Source organism: Thalassotalea insulae (genome assembly GCF_030161395.1).
Lineage (GTDB): Bacteria > Pseudomonadota > Gammaproteobacteria > Enterobacterales > Alteromonadaceae > Thalassotalea_E > Thalassotalea_E insulae.
This window is the reverse complement of record NZ_BSST01000001.1, coordinates 2,379,515-2,397,010: the sequence shown is the minus strand read 5'-3', so window position 1 is coordinate 2,397,010 and position 17,496 is coordinate 2,379,515. Positions and strand designations below refer to the sequence as shown.

The 17,496-nt window shown below is 40.7% G+C and carries 15 protein-coding genes; 6 read left to right on the top strand and 9 right to left on the bottom strand.

Going from position 1 to position 17,496, the window contains the following annotated elements; all coding sequences use genetic code 11:
* Window positions 1–105: 105 nt before the first annotated feature.
* Complete coding sequence (locus QQK06_RS10870; RefSeq protein WP_284244689.1) at window positions 106–2,283, bottom strand: xanthine dehydrogenase family protein molybdopterin-binding subunit; 2,178 nt, start codon at window positions 2,281–2,283, stop codon at window positions 106–108.
* The gene (locus QQK06_RS10865) at window positions 2,283–2,753 is read right to left on the bottom strand and encodes a (2Fe-2S)-binding protein (protein ID WP_284244688.1); all 471 of its coding nucleotides are present in this window, start codon (window positions 2,751–2,753) and stop codon (window positions 2,283–2,285) included. The genes QQK06_RS10870 and QQK06_RS10865 overlap by 1 nt, the downstream gene beginning before the upstream one ends.
* A gap of 273 nt (window positions 2,754–3,026) precedes the next feature.
* Here QQK06_RS10865 and QQK06_RS10860 point away from each other — a divergent pair, with 273 nt between their 5' ends.
* Both QQK06_RS10860 and QQK06_RS10855 read left to right on the top strand, forming a co-directional pair.
* Window positions 3,027–3,494 carry a TlpA family protein disulfide reductase gene (locus QQK06_RS10860; protein WP_284244687.1) on the top strand — a complete coding sequence of 156 codons (468 nt, stop codon included), beginning with the start codon at window positions 3,027–3,029 and terminating at the stop codon, window positions 3,492–3,494.
* Window positions 3,495–3,650: 156 nt separating this feature from the next.
* A complete protein-coding gene (locus QQK06_RS10855; protein WP_284244686.1) occupies window positions 3,651–4,079 on the top strand; it encodes a hypothetical protein in 429 nt (142 codons plus the stop codon).
* A gap of 94 nt (window positions 4,080–4,173) precedes the next feature.
* On the opposite strand, the gene QQK06_RS10850 is transcribed toward QQK06_RS10855, so the two are convergent.
* Window positions 4,174–4,521, bottom strand: a complete 348-nt coding sequence (locus tag QQK06_RS10850; RefSeq protein WP_284244685.1) for a VOC family protein — start codon at window positions 4,519–4,521, stop codon at window positions 4,174–4,176.
* Window positions 4,522–4,650: 129 nt separating this feature from the next.
* On the bottom strand, window positions 4,651–7,353 hold the full coding sequence (pepN, locus tag QQK06_RS10845) for an aminopeptidase N (RefSeq protein WP_284244684.1): 2,703 nt from the start codon (window positions 7,351–7,353) through the stop codon (window positions 4,651–4,653).
* Window positions 7,354–7,593: 240 nt separating this feature from the next.
* On the opposite strand from pepN, the gene QQK06_RS10840 reads away from it, so the two are divergent.
* On the top strand, window positions 7,594–8,472 hold the full coding sequence (locus QQK06_RS10840; protein WP_284244683.1) for an alpha/beta hydrolase: 879 nt from the start codon (window positions 7,594–7,596) through the stop codon (window positions 8,470–8,472).
* A gap of 35 nt (window positions 8,473–8,507) precedes the next feature.
* Here the strand turns inward: QQK06_RS10840 and QQK06_RS10835 are convergent, their stop codons facing one another.
* Both QQK06_RS10835 and QQK06_RS10830 read right to left on the bottom strand, forming a co-directional pair.
* A complete protein-coding gene (locus QQK06_RS10835) occupies window positions 8,508–10,919 on the bottom strand; it encodes a family 20 glycosylhydrolase (protein ID WP_284244682.1) in 2,412 nt (803 codons plus the stop codon).
* Window positions 10,920–11,050: 131 nt separating this feature from the next.
* Window positions 11,051–11,989 (bottom strand): LysR family transcriptional regulator, encoded by a 939-nt coding sequence (locus QQK06_RS10830; RefSeq protein WP_284244681.1) that lies wholly within the window; start codon window positions 11,987–11,989, stop codon window positions 11,051–11,053.
* Between the two features lie 225 nt (window positions 11,990–12,214).
* Here QQK06_RS10830 and QQK06_RS10825 point away from each other — a divergent pair, with 225 nt between their 5' ends.
* The 3 genes from QQK06_RS10825 to QQK06_RS10815 all read left to right on the top strand — a co-directional run bounded on the left by QQK06_RS10825 (window position 12,215) and on the right by QQK06_RS10815 (window position 13,918).
* A complete protein-coding gene (locus tag QQK06_RS10825) occupies window positions 12,215–13,048 on the top strand; it encodes an N-acyl homoserine lactonase family protein (protein WP_284244680.1) in 834 nt (277 codons plus the stop codon).
* Window positions 13,049–13,230: 182 nt separating this feature from the next.
* On the top strand, window positions 13,231–13,548 hold the full coding sequence (locus tag QQK06_RS10820; RefSeq protein ID WP_284244679.1) for a cupin domain-containing protein: 318 nt from the start codon (window positions 13,231–13,233) through the stop codon (window positions 13,546–13,548).
* A gap of 13 nt (window positions 13,549–13,561) precedes the next feature.
* Window positions 13,562–13,918: a VOC family protein gene (locus QQK06_RS10815; RefSeq protein WP_284244678.1), complete on the top strand. Its 357-nt coding sequence runs from the start codon at window positions 13,562–13,564 to the stop codon at window positions 13,916–13,918.
* A gap of 46 nt (window positions 13,919–13,964) precedes the next feature.
* Here QQK06_RS10815 and kynA read toward each other — a convergent pair whose 3' ends face one another.
* Genes kynA through kynU form a run of 3 tightly spaced genes read right to left on the bottom strand, consistent with a single transcriptional unit; the run spans window position 13,965 to window position 17,493 of the window.
* Window positions 13,965–14,828, bottom strand: coding sequence for a tryptophan 2,3-dioxygenase (gene kynA, locus QQK06_RS10810; RefSeq protein WP_284246612.1), 864 nt, complete (start codon window positions 14,826–14,828; stop codon window positions 13,965–13,967).
* Window positions 14,828–16,210: an FAD-dependent oxidoreductase gene (locus QQK06_RS10805; RefSeq protein WP_284244676.1), complete on the bottom strand. Its 1,383-nt coding sequence runs from the start codon at window positions 16,208–16,210 to the stop codon at window positions 14,828–14,830. The genes kynA and QQK06_RS10805 overlap by 1 nt, the downstream gene beginning before the upstream one ends.
* On the bottom strand, window positions 16,207–17,493 hold the full coding sequence (gene kynU, locus QQK06_RS10800; RefSeq protein ID WP_284244675.1) for a kynureninase: 1,287 nt from the start codon (window positions 17,491–17,493) through the stop codon (window positions 16,207–16,209). Before kynU ends, QQK06_RS10805 begins: the two co-directional genes overlap by 4 nt.
* Window positions 17,494–17,496: the final 3 nt, after the last annotated feature.

Genomic DNA, 17,496 nt, shown 5'->3' with positions numbered 1-17,496 from the left:
TTTATTAACGAATACAGTAGTCTCATCGTAGAATTTACCTAAAATAAAAACCGCTTAGTAGCCACTAAGCGGTTTTTAACCATTAAAGCTTATGATGTTTCGTTTTTAAACCGTCATTGGTTTAAATGGTAAGTCACGATAGCGTTTACCTGATGCCGCAAACACGGCATTACTCAGTGCCGGAGCAAATGGCGCAACTCCAGGTTCACCTAAGCCGGTAGGTTTATGATCCGATTCAATAATATGAACATTCACTTGAGGCATGTCGCTAATGCGCATCACGGGATAATTATGAAAGTTACTATTAACCACCGCACCATTACGGAAAGTAATTTCAGTGCTTAATGCTAATGACATCCCCATCACCACCGCTCCTTCCATTTGTGCAGTAGCACCATCGCGGTTTAACACCTGGCCGCAATCAATCACCGCATCCACTTGCAGTACTTTAATATTATCTCCATCTGATTCAACTCGTACCGCCATAGCAACATAGCTTCTAAAACTAAAGTGTACCGCTAAGCCAATACCTTGACCTGGCGGTAACTTATCCCGTTCAAACCAGCCTGATTTTTCCGCTGCAACTTGTACCGCATTTTTAGAACGGGCAACCTGTTCAGCCTGAGCTTCATTGCTGTTAGCATCATAAAGCTGATGTAAAAAAGTTAGCGGATCTTTACCCGCTTTATACGCAAGTTCATCGGCAAAAGTACTAAATGAAAAGCCATAAAATATTGCATACACTGCGCGATACCAACCAATACGAGTATGAGCTTTTGCATCGCCAATTTCGCTGCGAAAATTTGGTAAACCAAACGGGTAATCATCTACCGCACTGACATCATTTTTCCTCGGTTTAACCGCACTGGCATCAAAGATAGAAGCGATCGGCGGAAATGCCACCCGATGAAGCCAGCCAGTTACATTACCATCGCTGTCCAGTGAAGCTTCAATATGCTGCGCATTGATAGAGTGGTAATAACCCGTGCGCATATCTTCTTCCCGCGACCAGGTGAGTTGTACTGGCGCACCAATTTTTTGAGAAATAGCCGCCGCTTCTTGGACATAGTCACATTTAAATTTGCGACCAAATGCACCACCAGCCATAGTGACATGTACAGTAATATCTTTCGGATCTCGATCTAAATACTGACCTAGCACTTCCTGAATCGCTTTTGGTGCTTGCGTTGCCGCCCAAACTTCACAGCGATCTTTTTCAACATAAACCACACTGGCATTGGGCTCCATCGGAGAATGTGATAAATGTCCTCCGGTATAGGTTGCACTAATTTTTTGTGCCGCATTAGCAAACGCGTTATTCAAATCACCGCGCTCTGTTGCCACCTCCGCCGGCTGCTCAACATTTTTGATCAGCTGTTGTTTATATTGAGCGGTATCATAGCTAGCATTATCACCAAGCTCCCATTCTATCTTAAGCTTTTTCAATGCTTGTTGCGCCGTCCAGGTGTTATCCGCAACGACCGCGACACCACCGATAGAACCGTAAGGAACCTCAAATCGTGGGATCTCTACGACATCAATAACCCCTTTAGTTGCTAATGCTTCAGTTTTCTCCAGCGATTTCAGCTTACCACCCAGTACAGGACAATGGGTAATAGCCGCATATTTCAAACCTGGAACTTTTGTATCGACTCCATAGATGCGCTCACCAATAACAACCTGTCTTTGATCATGACGAGGCAAAGCCTTACCTATATACTTATATTGAGACTTATCCTTTAACTTCGGCTTTTCCGGTACCGCTTGCATTGCAGCTAGACTTGCCAGCTGGCCATATGATAATTTTTGCCCACTATGTTGATTATAAACCACGTGATCTTTGGCAATACACTGTTCGGGTGAGACTTTCCATACTTTCGCTGCTGCAGCAATTAACATTAATTTAGCAGCTGCTCCCGCTTCCCGCATCGGCTCATACATCCGCAAAATACTGGCGGAACCACCCGTTGCCTGTGGTCCGTATTTTTCATCAGCATCACCTTGTTTGACTGTCACTCGCGCCCAGTCGGCTTCCATTTCATCGGCAACTGCTGCAGGTAAAGCGGTACTAATACCTTGCCCCATTTCACAACGACCGCAGTAAAGTATTAAATCACCGTTTTCTTGTAAGTGAATAAAAGCATTGGGATTAAATGCAGCGTCAGTTTGTTCATCTGCAAACGCTAATGCCGGTACCTGCGTTGCAACACCTAAGACTAATCCTCCAGCAGCAATACCAGAAGACTTAATGAAATCACGACGACTAATATTTTCGACCATCATTATGAAACCTCCCTGGCTAATTCATCCGCAGCTTGTGCAATCGCTTTTTTAATACGTTGATAAGTACCACAGCGACAAATATTACCCTGCATTGCATTATCAATATCATTGCCACTTGGCGTTGGATTCGTGTTCAACAAACTAGCAGCATTCATGATCTGACCGGCCTGACAATAGCCACATTGCGGAACATTATTCTCAAGCCAGGCTTTTTGCAACGGATGATCACCATCATCTGACAAGCCTTCAATTGTCGTAATTGACTTACCAGCTAAGACTCCCACTGGCGTAACACAAGAGCGAGTTGCAACTCCGTCTACGTGAACAGTACATGCTCCACACAAACCCGCGCCACAACCGAACTTAGTACCTGTTTTTTCTAAACGGTCTCGCAAGAACCACAATAACGGCATATCGTTGTCTACATCGATAGCGTATTTCTCACCATTTATAATTATTGATTTATCCATAGTGCCCACTTTTTATCTATTATTATGCCGATCACAGCATATAAGTAATTTTATTTGCATACTGCTCACATACGATTGAAGCGCAATTTCGTGCGATTAACAACCTGAGGTTTATATTTTGTTACACAGAAACAAAAATTCGTCTTAGCAATAGTGAATTTATACTAATAATTGTTTTATTAAGTTTTTCTTAATCTTAGTAGGTTATTGTCACTTTTATAGATACGCCAAGCGCGATACACTCAACTAATACAAAATAATAAAGGTCATCTAATGAAAATAATCTTCCGACTCATTAGTCTTTCTCTCATATGCCTAACGACATTAACAGCTCAGGCAAGCGACGATAAACTCTCTGAGTTTGAAAACTTAGTTAGTAGTCATCAAGGCAAAGTGATATACCTTGACTTCTGGGCGTCCTGGTGTGTTCCTTGTCGTAAATCATTCCCTTGGATGAATGAAATGCAAGCAAAACACAGTAATAACAATTTTACCGTGTTAAGTGTCAACCTCGATACCAATCGCGAATTAGCAGCAAAATTTTTACAACAAACACCAGCACAGTTTCCAATTTTTTACGATCCCAAAGGCAAAGTGGCTAAAGCCTTTAAACTCAAAGGTATGCCGAGTAGTTTTATTATTAATAAGCAAGGAAAAATTGTCAGCCGTCATGTTGGCTTTACTGAACAAAAACAGCTGCAATATCAACAAGAAATTCTCGCCTTAATCGCCGCACAATAGCTAAAACAATAGCCAAAACAATAGGGACGCCCAGTACTAACGTTGTTAGTACTGGCTCTTACAGTTACTTACAAAGTCAGCACAGATATTCAACAGAATATTTTTCGCCCCAAATTATACTAACGTTATCACTTTAACATTTACTATAGGTTTTTAATGAAAAGACTATTATTGCCATTATTATTATTAAGCGGTTGCGCAACACCAGGCGTTGATCGTGCTGAACAAAATCACGTAGTTAAAGAGTTTTATGCCTCAGTACAATCAGTCAAAGCTGTCACCCTGTCTTCTGATGTAAAAACGGGTGTTCTTGTAGGTGCCGGCGTAGGAGTTATCGATGAACTGGATGGTAACTCTGAAGATATGGTTGCTGGCGGTATTGCTGGTGCTTTAGTTGGCGGTTTGTTTACCGCCATTTTTGAGGGTAGTGATGAAGCTTTTGAATACAGCTTACACAATAAGGAACAAGGACAGTTCACGCTAGTGCAAAAAGAGCAAATCACTAAAAACAGCCAATGCGTTAAGGTAAGAGTTGCTAACAAAGCGAGTATTTCCCCGGTAGCTAACAGCTATTGCAACAGTTAATCACAAAATATTTCAAATTAGTACGATAACTGAAGATAGCCGATATCAGTCAGCTATCTTTATTATGACCACCTTTTTTAGCTAGCCAAAAGTGTTATTTATCCGACCATACCGCGAGTTCATTGCCGCTTGGCTCAATAAAATGAAATCGTCGGCCACCTGGAAATGAAAAAATGTCCTTGGCTATGTGACCGCCCGCTTGCTCCACCCGGACCTGAGTCGCCTCCAGCTCTTCACTATAAAGCACTAGCAAAGCGCCACCTGCTGCCACTGTTGAACTTAGTTCAGCGCGATAAAAGCCACCATCTAAGCCCTGATTAGCAAAGGCGGTATAATCTGGACCATAATCTTGAAATTCCCAATCAAATGCTGTCTGAAAAAACTGCTTAGTTTGCTCAATATCCTGAGCGGGAAATTCAACATAATTTAATTTTTCGTTCATTACGCTCTCCTAGTTCCTTGAGTGAACTATTCAAGCATAAACAAAACAAGAGCTAAAGCTAAAAAAAGTAAATCCAAATAAAAATAAAGGGCTCAAATGAGCCCTTTGAAGATACTTATAGTCCACTAATTACTTCAGTAATTTAAGTGCCTTAATACAACGACCTACATTTTGATGACGCGCTTTCACCGGTTTAACCACTTGTGATTTCATATCTTTATAGTCCTCAACAAGTTTTGCTAATTCCGCTTCACTTTCCGCAGTACACTGACTTGGGATCATATTACTGGCAAACTCATCCAGTAAACCTAAATCACTGCCTTGGTTCAGTTTAGGGATCTGCGCCAAAATTTTCTCTTTATATGGCGCTTCCAGCTTGTGCTGCTCGGATGGAAACAACCCCCACATAATAAAGCGTAACGTTGATAATTTAAGGTTATCTGGATTATTCACTAACACATCAAACCATTTAGCTTTCACTTTTTCGTCCGGCTGAATCACTTCAGCATAAATTGCACGCTTAACACCTGAATCAGAGTTATCCTTAACTTTTTCCGCATCCAGTAACGCCTGATAATTACCATGCTGATAACGGTTTAACTGACCAATAAGAGCCCAACGTTTATCCTGGTCTATAGTTAAGCCATCAAATGTTTGCTCGCCATAAAGAATATTAAGCAAATTTTTCAAGTGCTTATCATTTTTACTGATATTTACATAACGGCTATACCATAACTTCTGGAAGTCAGAGCCGGCAGGAGACTGCTCTAATAAATGCAAATACAAATCTTCGACTTCACGATAAATATCGGAATAATCTTTTTGCTTTAAACGGGTCGCTGTCGATAAATATCGTAACGCAGTTGTTAAACTACCGGCAATTTTACGCACCACATTATAGTCTTTTTCACCTTCAATATTATCAATAGCAAAGCGAACAAACTTATCTGCCGCTAAATTTGCATCACGTACACTGTCAGCCAAGCTTTGCCATAGCATTAAACGTGTGGTGGTATTATCAATGGCATTAATATGTTGTTGTAGTGAACCCAATGATTTTTCATCGAGGTCAACCTTAACAAACCCCCAGTCCGCTTCATTCGGATAGACGAGATCCGGACAAGTTTGACCAATAGCATCAGCTACTTGAGTGTTCGCACCTTTATACATCACAGGAATAGCAGCCGTTAATGACATTTTGTCATTGGCATAATTATACAAGCCAACTTGTACCCGCTGTTCACGTAATGTTGGGTAATCTTCAGGCGCAGTTTGGTTAATCGCTAACTCGGTAATTTTACCGTCACTACATTGGTAGTTAACCTTAATGGTGTTCAAGCCTGCATGATAAAGCCAGTCTTGCGTCCATTGTTTCATATCTTTACCGGCAGCTTTACCCAGCTCGCCGATAAAGTCTTCCAGCTCGGTGTTTTTATAAGAAAATTTCTTCAAATAGTTGCTGACACCAACGCGGAAATTTTCTTCACCTAAATAATAAGGTAGCTGTTTTAGTACTGACGCCCCTTTACCATAAGTAATACCATCAAAGTTAGTTAACGCAACGCCGGTAGATTCTACCGGCAATTCGATTGCATGGGTATTAACAGAGTCATCACTACGATAAGCCCATTGTTTGGTGCCCGAATAAAAAACATCCCAGCTGTTTTCAAAATCACTGGCTTTATTAATTTCCAAGTTCGCCATATAGGTAGCGAAACTTTCGTTTAACCATAAACCATTCCACCAGCGCATCGTCACTAAATCACCGAACCACATATGCGCCATTTCATGTGCAATAACATTTGCCAGACGCATTTTAGCCTGAGTCGATTTTTCACCTCGGGCAATAAAGCCTTCGTTGAAGGTAACAGCAGCAACGTTTTCCATTGCTCCCGCATTAAAATCAGGAGCAACAACTTGATCGTATTTACCAAACGGATAGCGTACGCCAAAATATTCATTAAAGAATTTAAAGCTTTGCTTAGTCGGCTTAAACCACTCTTCTGTTTTGACATATTTGGCTAAACTTTGACGAGCAAATAAACGTAAAGGCATGCCTTCAAATTCATCTTCCCACACCGCGTAGTTACCAGCGTGTAATGAGAAAACATAAGAAGAAAACTTAGCCGTTTCCGGAAAATGCCAAACTTTAGTATCACCTTGTTCTTCGATATTGTTTTCGCGTGTTGAAGAAATAATTTGCCAATGAGCAGGAGCAGTAACCTCTAAGGTATAAGTCGCTTTTAAATCCGGCTGATCAAAATGTGGAAACAAGCGGTTAGCATCATAAGGTTCAAAATCAGTGTATAAGTACACTTCACCATTTTCTGGATCAACAAAACGATGCAAACCCGAACCATCGGTTGAATAAGGGCGTTGATAATCAACAACTACTGTGGTTTTACCTGAGGTTAATTCACTGGCAGGAATAGTGATAAACCATTTTTCATAGTTAAAATTAACCGCTTTACCATTCACGGTTACGCTATTAACCGTGCCTTCGTCAAAATCAATAGTGAGATCATTTTGATTGTTTTTTGCTAAATCAAAATGCAATTCAGCAACACCGGAGAAACTTTCGCTTTTATTGTCTAGCGTCACTTGCAAATTATAACTGACGTTACTCACTTGCTGAGCGCGCATTTTTGCATAATCTTCATAAAGCGATTCACTCGCCTGACGTACCATGCTCGTTTGTACTGGTGCTTGTTTGGCTATTTCTGTTGGGGCTGGTGCGACATCAGCACTTTTCTCACAAGCGGTTAACGCAATAGTAGAACTTGCTAACGCGATCACTACCGCTTGGTTGAGTCGGGATTTCACTAATTTCATGACGTATTAACCTTATTATATTTATATCGGTATTATGGTTATAGATGTGACAAATATGTTAACAAACATATATAACATAAGTTTTAATGATCGTCAGAAAAATCTTGGTTATATCCCAGACAATACGATGAAACGTCAAATACATCAGATAAATGAATCGTTAACTTAAAAGAATATTAATTTACTTTTACTTCGTCACTTGCCTATAGTCTTAAGCAAATTCTCAACCTAGTAACTTGCATGTACCGTCACTTCGATTTAGCCAGCCTAGAGCAACAATATTCTCCCAGTAGCTGTATTGATGATATTAATGTTTTTATTGAAAAATATATTCAGCAAAGTCAGCAAGCACTAACGTTAGCGGAGCAAAAGCAAAAAGTGCTAACTAACCTAGCATACGGTAAACAGACTACGCAGACACTGGACCTGTTTTTACCTGATGAGACAGTGACAGCTAAGCAGAAACTACAGATTTTTATTCACGGTGGTTACTGGCAAGAGTTAAGCAAAAATGAATCCTGTTTTGCCGCCAGTAACTTTCAGCAACATGGCTATCATTTTGCTGTACTTAATTACACTTTAGCGCCACAGGCATCCCTTTCGACCATAGTAGAAGAATGTCGCCAGGCGCTAACGTTTTTATATCAGCATGCCGAGCAATATGGGTATAACAAGGATGAAATTTACCTTTCAGGTAGTTCAGCGGGCGGTCATTTAGCCATGATGATGGCATTAACAGACTGGCATGCCTACGATATTCCGCCGAGTTTTATTAAAGGCATTTGTGCTGTGAGTGGTATTTACGATCTAACGCCAATAGCTCAAACTTATATCAATAAGCCACTACAACTAACTGAGAAAGAAATCCAAGATCATAGTCCGTTATTACGAACAATAGACCGAGATTTAATATCGCAATGCCAAATAACGCTCGCTTATGGTGACAATGAAACCGATGAATTTAAACGTCAAAGTCAGGCAATGCAACGCGCTATTGAACAGTTAAACGTCCCCTCAAACTGTCAGGAAATAAGCGGACGCAACCATTTTGATGTGATCTTAGACTTATCAGAATCAGATAGCTGGTTAGCACAACAAGTGTTTAAGCAAATGAGCTAAAGTAAACGCGTTTTGTTACAGTACTGCGCGATAACCTACTGACGGCAAACTTCTAGCACTTGCTCAACAAACAAACCGGATGCCAGTGATATTTCACGCACCTGACTATGCAACTGCTGCAAGGTATTTTTTACTCGCCGCACTTCGCTGTTTCTGATCTTGACACCCGCCAAACAACTCTGAGCGATCGTTAAACCTATAGTATTAATGGCACGTGCGTCTTGCACTACTGGTGTTAAAGAAGACAATTTCGGGTTACGTTTAACCAGCTTCACTACAGCAGGAAAATAACTGTGCCATTGACGCATAATATCAACAACCTGTTGTAAGCCCTGAATATTACCATGTTGAAAATGTTTAAGCTGTTGCTTCATTTGCACCAATTGCAAACTTTCTACCGGCAGAAAATCAACAAATTGATTTAACGACGCACGCTGATGATATAAGCCCTGACGGAATTTTAAATGGTGACGGGTATAATAACTGGCAGGTTCTAATTGTTGCGCCAGCATAAACAATGGCGTGATATCCGTATTCGGAAAGACCAGCGAGTTAAAACCTTTTTGTTGCTGCTTAAGCTGTAATAGCCCGATGCTATCAGCGAATTCGTTGATAGCAACTAAACGTTGATACATGTTATCACTGTTAGTTAAGGATTTTTTTGACCAAAAGCGCTCGGCAATGGCAAACACACGCGGCCATATACGTAAATCAAGGTTATGCTCTGTGACTAATTCCGTCCACAGCGTCGCCTCACCTCCTAAAATATTAGTTGCCTGCTCAGCATTTAATGAAGGTAGTAATTTAACCTCTGCAAAATCAAATTCAGCTAACCTCGTGCCTGTGACCGAGTAATGACTATTACCTATTAACATACGACCAGTTAACAGTTCACCAGCACTTAGTTCAAACTCACCGCGTGTTGGTCCCATCCAGCTATCAAGTGAAAAGTTGATCTGTGATTTTGTTAACGCTAAGCGGCGGTCTAACACCACTTTCTGATAGTGATTATCATTTAATTTAACATAGCCATGAATCAGGTATCCGTTCCGCTTAATAAGCACTAACTTACCCTTAACTTCGCTACCTTTAATCCGTGGCATGCTGAATTGCCAAGCTTCAACCTTATCTTCTGGCAAAGGCGAAACTAGCTGAATATCATGATTAACCGGGTCATTACGATAATGAAAGCTGGTCGGTTGAGGTTGATCGATATAAAAACCTGTCGATAATAAGCCCTGATAACCCGCTTGCGCTATTTCGGTTAACGATTCCATGCCCCGCCAAGACTGCACCATAATATCGCGCGCTAATTTGGGATGAAAAATCTCATCCCAACCCATCATTTTTTTATGGTATTTAGCTAATATCTGCTGAACCTTCTGATTAAAATGAGCCTGTAACTGCGCACTATCAAGTAAGTTATTCGCTTGCATATATTGCTGCACGGCGCTACTTTGCTGCCATTGAACCGGGTTGACTTCATCGCCACCAATATGAAGATACGTATCAGGAAACAAAGCACTAAATTCAGCGACAATCGCCTCAATAAACTGATACGTTTTGGGATTACTGGGATCGAGTAACGGCTCAAACACTCCCCAATTATCTTCCATATGATAGGGTTTATTACGAGTCATTAATTCAGGATAGGCGACAGCAATAGCAGACGCATGACCCGGCAGATCAAATTCAGGCACGACACGTATACCAAGTTCACTGGCATAAGCGACTATCTCTTTAATTTCTTGCTGACTGTAGTAAAGACCGTCCGAGGCTAACTGCTGCAGTTTGGGATAGCTTTTTGATTCCACTCGCCAGCCCTGATCATCGGTCAAGTGCCAATGGAAAACATTTAATTTAGCTGCTGCCATGCCGTTTAATTGTCGCTTAATCGCATCAACGGAAATAAAATGTCTGACACTATCGATTAATAAACCACGCCATGGAAAACGCGGCATATCATTAATAGTGACATAAGGCAGTTTAATGTTGCTGTCATCACGTGCCGACCAAATAAGTTGCTTTAATGTCGCTATCGCTTGCAATGCGCCAAAGTCATTTGCCGCACGAATATGGATGCCATTGTCATCAATTTTTAACAAGTAGCTTTCATCAACACCTAATTGAGGGAGCTGGTAATCAACAGCTTTAGCTAAATTAACGGCTATCACTAACTTCGAATCTGCACTATCGCTAGTATTTGTCGCTGAGGTTAATTCAATACCATAATCGGTTAAAAATGAGTTTAACTGGCGATTAACAAATAACTGTCGCTGCTGGCTCATGCCGGTTATCTTTACTTCAAGCTGTGTCGATAACGAATAATGGCCAGCTGACTGCTGCAACGATAATGGATAAGGCATTAATGCCAGTTGTTCAGCCTTTGCCTGAGTCATCAGACAAAAAGCACCTAAAACTAGCAATATGATAATTCGTTGCAACATAAACACTCTTAACAATGATCTTATTGGCGCTGCTGTGACAAAGGCACCAATAATTAACAATAAAAATTATCGGGCGATAGTAGCAAATCCATCATGAGCAATGCTAGTCAACTGCGCGAAAAAGCCTAATCTTACTTGGACAACTTGATTAACTGCTGCTGTAATATCTTGGCAAATGTTTGTGCCGGTGCTGCTATCAGTGGGTGATTAAGATAAACCAAATGCCAGAACACGGTAAGTCCTTGCTCTGTCAGCGGGATAATTTTTATTTCCTGTTGACTACTATCTAGATAACGATGAATCTGCCGTTTCGAGAAAATGGAAATACCCAAATTTGCCTTCACCAATTCGATGATGGCATCATTAAAACCAACTTGTAATACCTTTTTCGGTAGCACTCCCTGTGGTTTAAATAACAATTCATATTCGCGATCTTTTTCCGGCACGGTGGAATTAGTGACATAAGTTTCACCGGCAAAATCTTCTGCCGTTAAATACCCTTGCTGCGCCTTGGGATGTTCTTTTGCTAAACAAGCTACCAGTTCATCTTCAACCAAACAAATACTACCAAATTGTTTATCGTCCAGCTGCAACTGATGCTCTGCCGTAGAGATCATAGCAATATCAACTTCGTGATTAATTAACGCATTTAACGGCTGCTTTGCTGCCTGAGCACTGATTTCAATTTCAATATGAGCATAGTGCTGATGAAATCCTTTCATCACCTCCGGCAACCACTGAAACGAGGCATAATGAGGTAGCCCTACCCGTAATACTTGCTCAATACCATCAGTTAAACGGCCAATATCATGCTCAGCGCGGGCGAGTTCCTGTAAAATTTTTTGTGCCGAGTAAAGCAAGCGTTTACCAGCATTTGACATAATAATTTTGCGGCCTCGGCGGATAAACAATTGGCTATTAAGCCGACGCTCTGCTTCACGAATGCGATTAGTTAACGCCGGCTGAGTAATGAACAACTCCTGAGCCGCTTCTTTAACCGTTTCGCAACGTTCAAGCGCACAAATCATTTTCAGATGGCTAATCGATAACTGACTTTTACTAATATCCATTTACATTCATTGTATTTGACTGATGTGAAGTTAGTACCTTAACACCAATACATTCATAATTTGAATGTGATCATAAAATATATGCAATTATTGTTATTAATAATAATGTCAGCATAAATAAATTTTCAAACAGCTTTAAAAGCGTTAATTAAGGAATTATGCTACGCAAGTAGCAAATAATAAGACTAAATAACTAAAACCAAATCGGATTTAAATAACAAAAATATGAACTTAAGCATTTTTTTACTGCTCAGCTTAGCGCTGATCACATCAACCGCTTGGGCTGATGAAAATACTAGCGACATTAAATTATACACACTAGATTGCGGCACCATGGCAGTGTCGGATATGAAAGATCTTTCTAACAATGGTAGTTATAACGGCCAGCAAATTGAATTAGCTAACCCTTGCTTTTTAATTCGTCATCCGAAAGGTGATTTACTTTGGGATACAGGATTAACAGATAGTATCGCTGACCATGCTAATGGTGAAACTAGCGGTGTCTGGCATTATCAATTAAAAGATAAATTAGTAGATCAACTTAAACTGCTTAAAATTAGCGCTGACGATATTGAGTATTTAGCACTGTCTCATATCCATCCAGACCATTCTGGCAATGCTAATCACTTTAAAAACTCAACTTTTATTATTAATAAGTTAGAACGCGAATACATGTTTTCTAAGCCAATTAACGCGATTTTCGGCGAGTCCTACTCAGCGTTAAAACAGGCCAATACGATTACTTTTGATGCTGAACATGATGTATTTAACGACGGAACTGTGCTGATTAAAGCCATGCCCGGACATACTCCAGGAAGCTCAGTGCTATTAGTGCACTTGGCAAATAGTGGCAATGTTTTATTAACTGGTGATCTTTATATTCATGCCAGAGGTAGGAAATTAGGCACTATGCATAAATATAATGTCGATAAACAATTAACCAGAGCATCGAGAAAACAGTTCGAAGCACTGGCGAAACAAAAAAATGCTAGGGTCATTATTCAACATGAAAAACAAGACGTTGACCGTTTACCTAAATTGCCTAGCTATCTCGATTAACTGCATTTTCACACTACAGATAAGCATAGATTTATAACTAAAGACTAAGTCATTAGGGGCAACAAGATGCAGCAAACAAAATCCTCATCAAGACTGGAAGCATTCAGTGATGCAATTTGGGGTCTTGCATTAACTTTTTTAGTGATTCGTATCACCGGTTATCAAACAATATAGGTATCCCTATGACAACTAACAATATTTTTCAGGCGATACCCGCAGATCTCAACGATGAATTCTTTGAGCTGTTAGCGGAAAATAAACATGTCAAAATAGAACGAATTGTTTCATTGGGTCATAGTTCACCAGAAACCGGTTGGTATGACCAAGCAAGCAACGAATGGGTCATCGTATTAAAAGGTCAGGCAATTATTAGCTTTGAACAAGAAGAAGACGTTACCTTGGCTTGTGGCGATTACCTCAATATACCCGCTCATAAAAAGCATAAAGTCTCGTGGACCACTTCGGATAGTGAAACCGTGTGGTTGGCAATACATTATTAAGGAAGTTACAAATATGAAAATGAATTATTTTGTCTTTGGCACTAATAACATGGAAAAAGCAGTTAGTTTTTATGATGCTTTTTTTGCCGCAAGCAAAGTCAATAAAGTACATGCACAAGGCCGTATGACACTATGGGCTAATGAAGATTTTATGTTTGCTGTTGCTGAGCCATTTGACGGCAAAGATGCAACCAACGGCAACGGTACTATGCTGGGTCTAAATTTAAACTCGTCAGATGAAGTCAGTCAATTATATCAAAAAGCATTAACTTTAGGTGGCAAAAGTGAAGGAGAACCCGCGATACGCTCAGGTAGGTTTTCTGCTTATGTCAGAGATTTAGATAACAATAAGATTTGTCTGTTTGAATAAAGTTTAGCAGCGCCACAATATCATGATTATTGTGGCGCTCTACTATTTACAAGTGGGTACGCACATCAAACAGTTCGGGGAAGAAGCTAATATCCAACGCTTTCTTCAAGAAGCTGACCCCAGATGAGCCACCCGTCCCCATTTTATTACCAATAATGCGCTGTACGGTATACATGTGCTTAAAGCGCCACTGCTGAAACGCATCTTCAATATCAATCAATTTTTCTGCCAGTTCATACAATTCAAAATGCTGATCAGCATCTTTGTAAATAGCAACCCAAGCAGCTAACACTGAATCATTCTTTTGATACGGCTGAGAAAAGTCACGCGCAAGCACGGCATTATCAATCGCCATACCTTTATCCGCAAGTAAACGGATCACTTCGTCATATAAACTCGGGGCTTCCAATACCTGCTTGAGCTCCTGATAGATAGCATTATTAGATTGATGAACTTCCAGCAAAGAAGCATTTTTGTTGCCTAATAAAAACTCCAGTTTGCGATAACCATATGACTGAAAGCCGGATGAATGTCCTAAGGCATCACGGAATTTCAGATAATCAACTGGCGTTAAAGTGGAAAGAATTTGCCACGACTGAGTGAGCTGATTAAAAATTTGTTTCACCCGGGAAATCACTTTAAAAGCATGACCGAAATCTCCCTGATGGATATTCGCAATCGCTGCTGTTAATTCGTGCCCGGCTAGCTTAAGCCATAATTCACTGGCCTGATGAATAGTAATAAACAGCATTTCATCATGCTGATCCGATAATGGCTTTTGTGCAGATAAAATTTGCTCAAGACATAAGTAATCACCGTACGACATGTCATCGTTAAAATCGGTATGGATCCCCTCTTCCATCGCGCGGTAATTACTGTTATCCGCTTCGTTATGATATGGACATGTCATCACTGATCTCCTAAAGGGGCTAATTTCTGTTGTGCAAGTTGATACATATGCTGGTAAACATAGTCTTGTTGCCAGTCGTTTTCTATATTGGGTAGTCGCATGATTTCTGCCATGATCTCATTTTGGATATCACCACAAGCCAACGCCTTTTTGTATGGCAGCTCTGGAGAAAATGTCACCATCGAATACAAGGGCACCCAAAGCTCTGGGTGCATTTGATGAAACTTCGCTTCAATTTTTTTGCGTAGTAAAAAGCTCGCTTCACCAGATAAGTCACTCATTTCAACAAAGTTACGCTTAGCCAGTTCAATAATAGCGTCACAATTATCTTTGCGCTCCTCCTGATAAGCATCGAGTATTTTCGGCCATTGATGATCATGCAGTTCCACTAATTCTGCCAAGATCCGGCAATCTTCAAAACCACAGTTCATGCCTTGCCCATAAAATGGCACCATAGCATGAGCCGCATCTCCAATAAGCGCCACGCTGTTATTGACCAGCCAGGGATATATATGCACTAAACATAGAGGCGAAGCCGATTTACTTAAAAAATCATTCACCGGATCTTCCAACATTGGCATCGCATCAGAAAAGTAACGCTGAAAAAACGCGTCTACTTGCTGAGCATCTGTTAATGACGAAAAGGAAATCTCCCCTTGATGGTTCATAAACAAAGTACAGGTAAATGAGCCATCGACATTCGGCAAGGCAATCAACATAAAATCTTTACGTGGCCAAATATGCAGCGCATTTTTTTCCAGTTTATGGCTGCCATCTTCACTTGCCGCTATCGTCAGTTCAATATAACTTTGTGGCATATATTCTAAACTATAACTAATTCGCTCTTTTGGTAATTCCTGCATTAAGCGCCGTACTTTAGAAAATGCGCCATCGGCACCAATCACGAGATCACTTTGGTGAATGACTTGATGATGGCCATCAGTAAGGTAAACCGCGGTATTATCTTCAAAGTTGAGTTGATTTAATCGGTGATCAAAATGTATATCGACCTTTTGTTCTTGTTCCGCCAGATCAATTAACTGTTCATTAATGCCGGAACGAGACACCGACCAGATTGCCTGATTGTCTTTACCATAAGGCAACTTGGTTAACTGTCCTTGTTCATCATGCATAATACGGCAATACATAGGAATTGCCTGTTGACGAATTTGTTCATCAATACCGATAGCCTGTAATGCTTTCCAGCCGCGATCAGATAACGCTAAGTTAATCGACTTTCCCTGATAAATATTAGTTTTTCGCGAATCTGGGCGCGATTCAAATAAATCAATGCTATAGCCTTTTTTCGCTAACATCACTGCTAGCAAGGCCCCAACAGGTCCAGCGCCATTTATCGCGATTTTGGCTAATTGTTCACTCATTTTTGCCACCCCGCCAATAAGGTTTTTAACGTTTGACCAAACTGATAAACATCTTCAAAGCTATTGTATAATGGTGTTGGAGCCAAACGCACTACATCCGGTTCTCTAAAATCGGCAATGACACCAGCTTCAGTTAACGCCGAGAAAAAGCGTTTGTCTGTGCCCACTAATTTAACCGATAACTGACAGCCGCGCATACTTGCATCTGATGGCGTAATGATTTCCAGTTGGATATCAGGAAACAGCTCAACGATATCATTAAAGACAAACGCTAAAAATGCCGTTAATTTCAGGCTCTTTTGACGTAGATTTTCAATCCCCACCTGCTGAAAGATATCCAGCGAAGCCTTTAATACTGCCATGCCCATAATTGGCACATTACTTAATTGCCAACCTTCGGCGCCAGTCATAGGATCAAAACTATTTTCCATTAAAAATCGTCGTTCTTTGTTATGACCCCACCAACCCCCAAAACGTGGAATATCGGTATTATCACCATGGCGATCATGAACAAATATCGCGCCGACATTACCCGCACTAGCATTGATGTACTTGTAGGTACACCAAGCAGCAAAGTCGACATTCCAATCATGTAGCTTCACTGGAATGTTACCGGCAGCATGCGCTAGGTCAAAACCGGCAATAGCACCTACGTTATGCGCCGCTTGCGTCAGTTTTTCCATATCAAATAACTGACCGGTAAAATAATTCACGCCACCAAAAAACACTAACGCTAGCTGCTCCTGATGTTCATTGATTGCTGCTAAAATATCCTCTTCACGAATCAAGTGCTCGCCATCGCGTGGAGCAACTTCAATAATCGCCTCATCTGGATCAAAACCATGATGCTTAACCTGAGTTTCTAGTAAATAGCGATCCGAAGGAAACATTTTTGCTTCACTGATAATCTTAAATTTTTCTGTTGTCGGGCGATAAAACGAAACAAATAACAAGTGCAAATTAGTGGTTAATGAATTCATACAGACCACTTCAGATTCATTTGCACCAACCAACTCTGCCATTGCCGGCGTTAAAATTTCATGATAACTGACCCAGGGATTGGTAGCATGAAAGTGACCTTCCACGCCCCATTTTGCCCAGTCATCCAGCTCAGCATTAACATAGTCTTTCGCCGATTTCGGCGCTAAGCCTAATGAGTTACCGGTAAAATATAATACTTGTTTGCCATCAATCACCGGATGGTGAAAACGTTCACGATATTCAGCCAAGGTATCTTGTGCGTCTTGTTGCTTGGCAAAGGCTAAGGAATTTTCAAAGTTCATAAT

What these genes read in the sequence shown, in the direction of transcription:
- QQK06_RS10870 (WP_284244689.1), bottom strand. Translation starts at nt 2,283, where the DNA reads ATGATGGTCGAAAATATTAGTCGTCGTGATTTCATTAAGTCTTCTGGT.
- QQK06_RS10865 (WP_284244688.1), bottom strand. Translation starts at nt 2,753, where the DNA reads ATGGATAAATCAATAATTATAAATGGTGAGAAATACGCTATCGATGTA.
- QQK06_RS10860 (WP_284244687.1), top strand. Translation starts at nt 3,027, where the DNA reads ATGAAAATAATCTTCCGACTCATTAGTCTTTCTCTCATATGCCTAACG.
- QQK06_RS10855 (WP_284244686.1), top strand. Translation starts at nt 3,651, where the DNA reads ATGAAAAGACTATTATTGCCATTATTATTATTAAGCGGTTGCGCAACA.
- QQK06_RS10850 (WP_284244685.1), bottom strand. Translation starts at nt 4,521, where the DNA reads ATGAACGAAAAATTAAATTATGTTGAATTTCCCGCTCAGGATATTGAG.
- pepN (WP_284244684.1), bottom strand. Translation starts at nt 7,353, where the DNA reads ATGAAATTAGTGAAATCCCGACTCAACCAAGCGGTAGTGATCGCGTTA.
- QQK06_RS10840 (WP_284244683.1), top strand. Translation starts at nt 7,594, where the DNA reads ATGTACCGTCACTTCGATTTAGCCAGCCTAGAGCAACAATATTCTCCC.
- QQK06_RS10835 (WP_284244682.1), bottom strand. Translation starts at nt 10,919, where the DNA reads ATGTTGCAACGAATTATCATATTGCTAGTTTTAGGTGCTTTTTGTCTG.
- QQK06_RS10830 (WP_284244681.1), bottom strand. Translation starts at nt 11,989, where the DNA reads ATGGATATTAGTAAAAGTCAGTTATCGATTAGCCATCTGAAAATGATT.
- QQK06_RS10825 (WP_284244680.1), top strand. Translation starts at nt 12,215, where the DNA reads ATGAACTTAAGCATTTTTTTACTGCTCAGCTTAGCGCTGATCACATCA.
- QQK06_RS10820 (WP_284244679.1), top strand. Translation starts at nt 13,231, where the DNA reads ATGACAACTAACAATATTTTTCAGGCGATACCCGCAGATCTCAACGAT.
- QQK06_RS10815 (WP_284244678.1), top strand. Translation starts at nt 13,562, where the DNA reads ATGAAAATGAATTATTTTGTCTTTGGCACTAATAACATGGAAAAAGCA.
- kynA (WP_284246612.1), bottom strand. Translation starts at nt 14,828, where the DNA reads ATGACATGTCCATATCATAACGAAGCGGATAACAGTAATTACCGCGCG.
- QQK06_RS10805 (WP_284244676.1), bottom strand. Translation starts at nt 16,210, where the DNA reads ATGAGTGAACAATTAGCCAAAATCGCGATAAATGGCGCTGGACCTGTT.
- kynU (WP_284244675.1), bottom strand. Translation starts at nt 17,493, where the DNA reads ATGAACTTTGAAAATTCCTTAGCCTTTGCCAAGCAACAAGACGCACAA.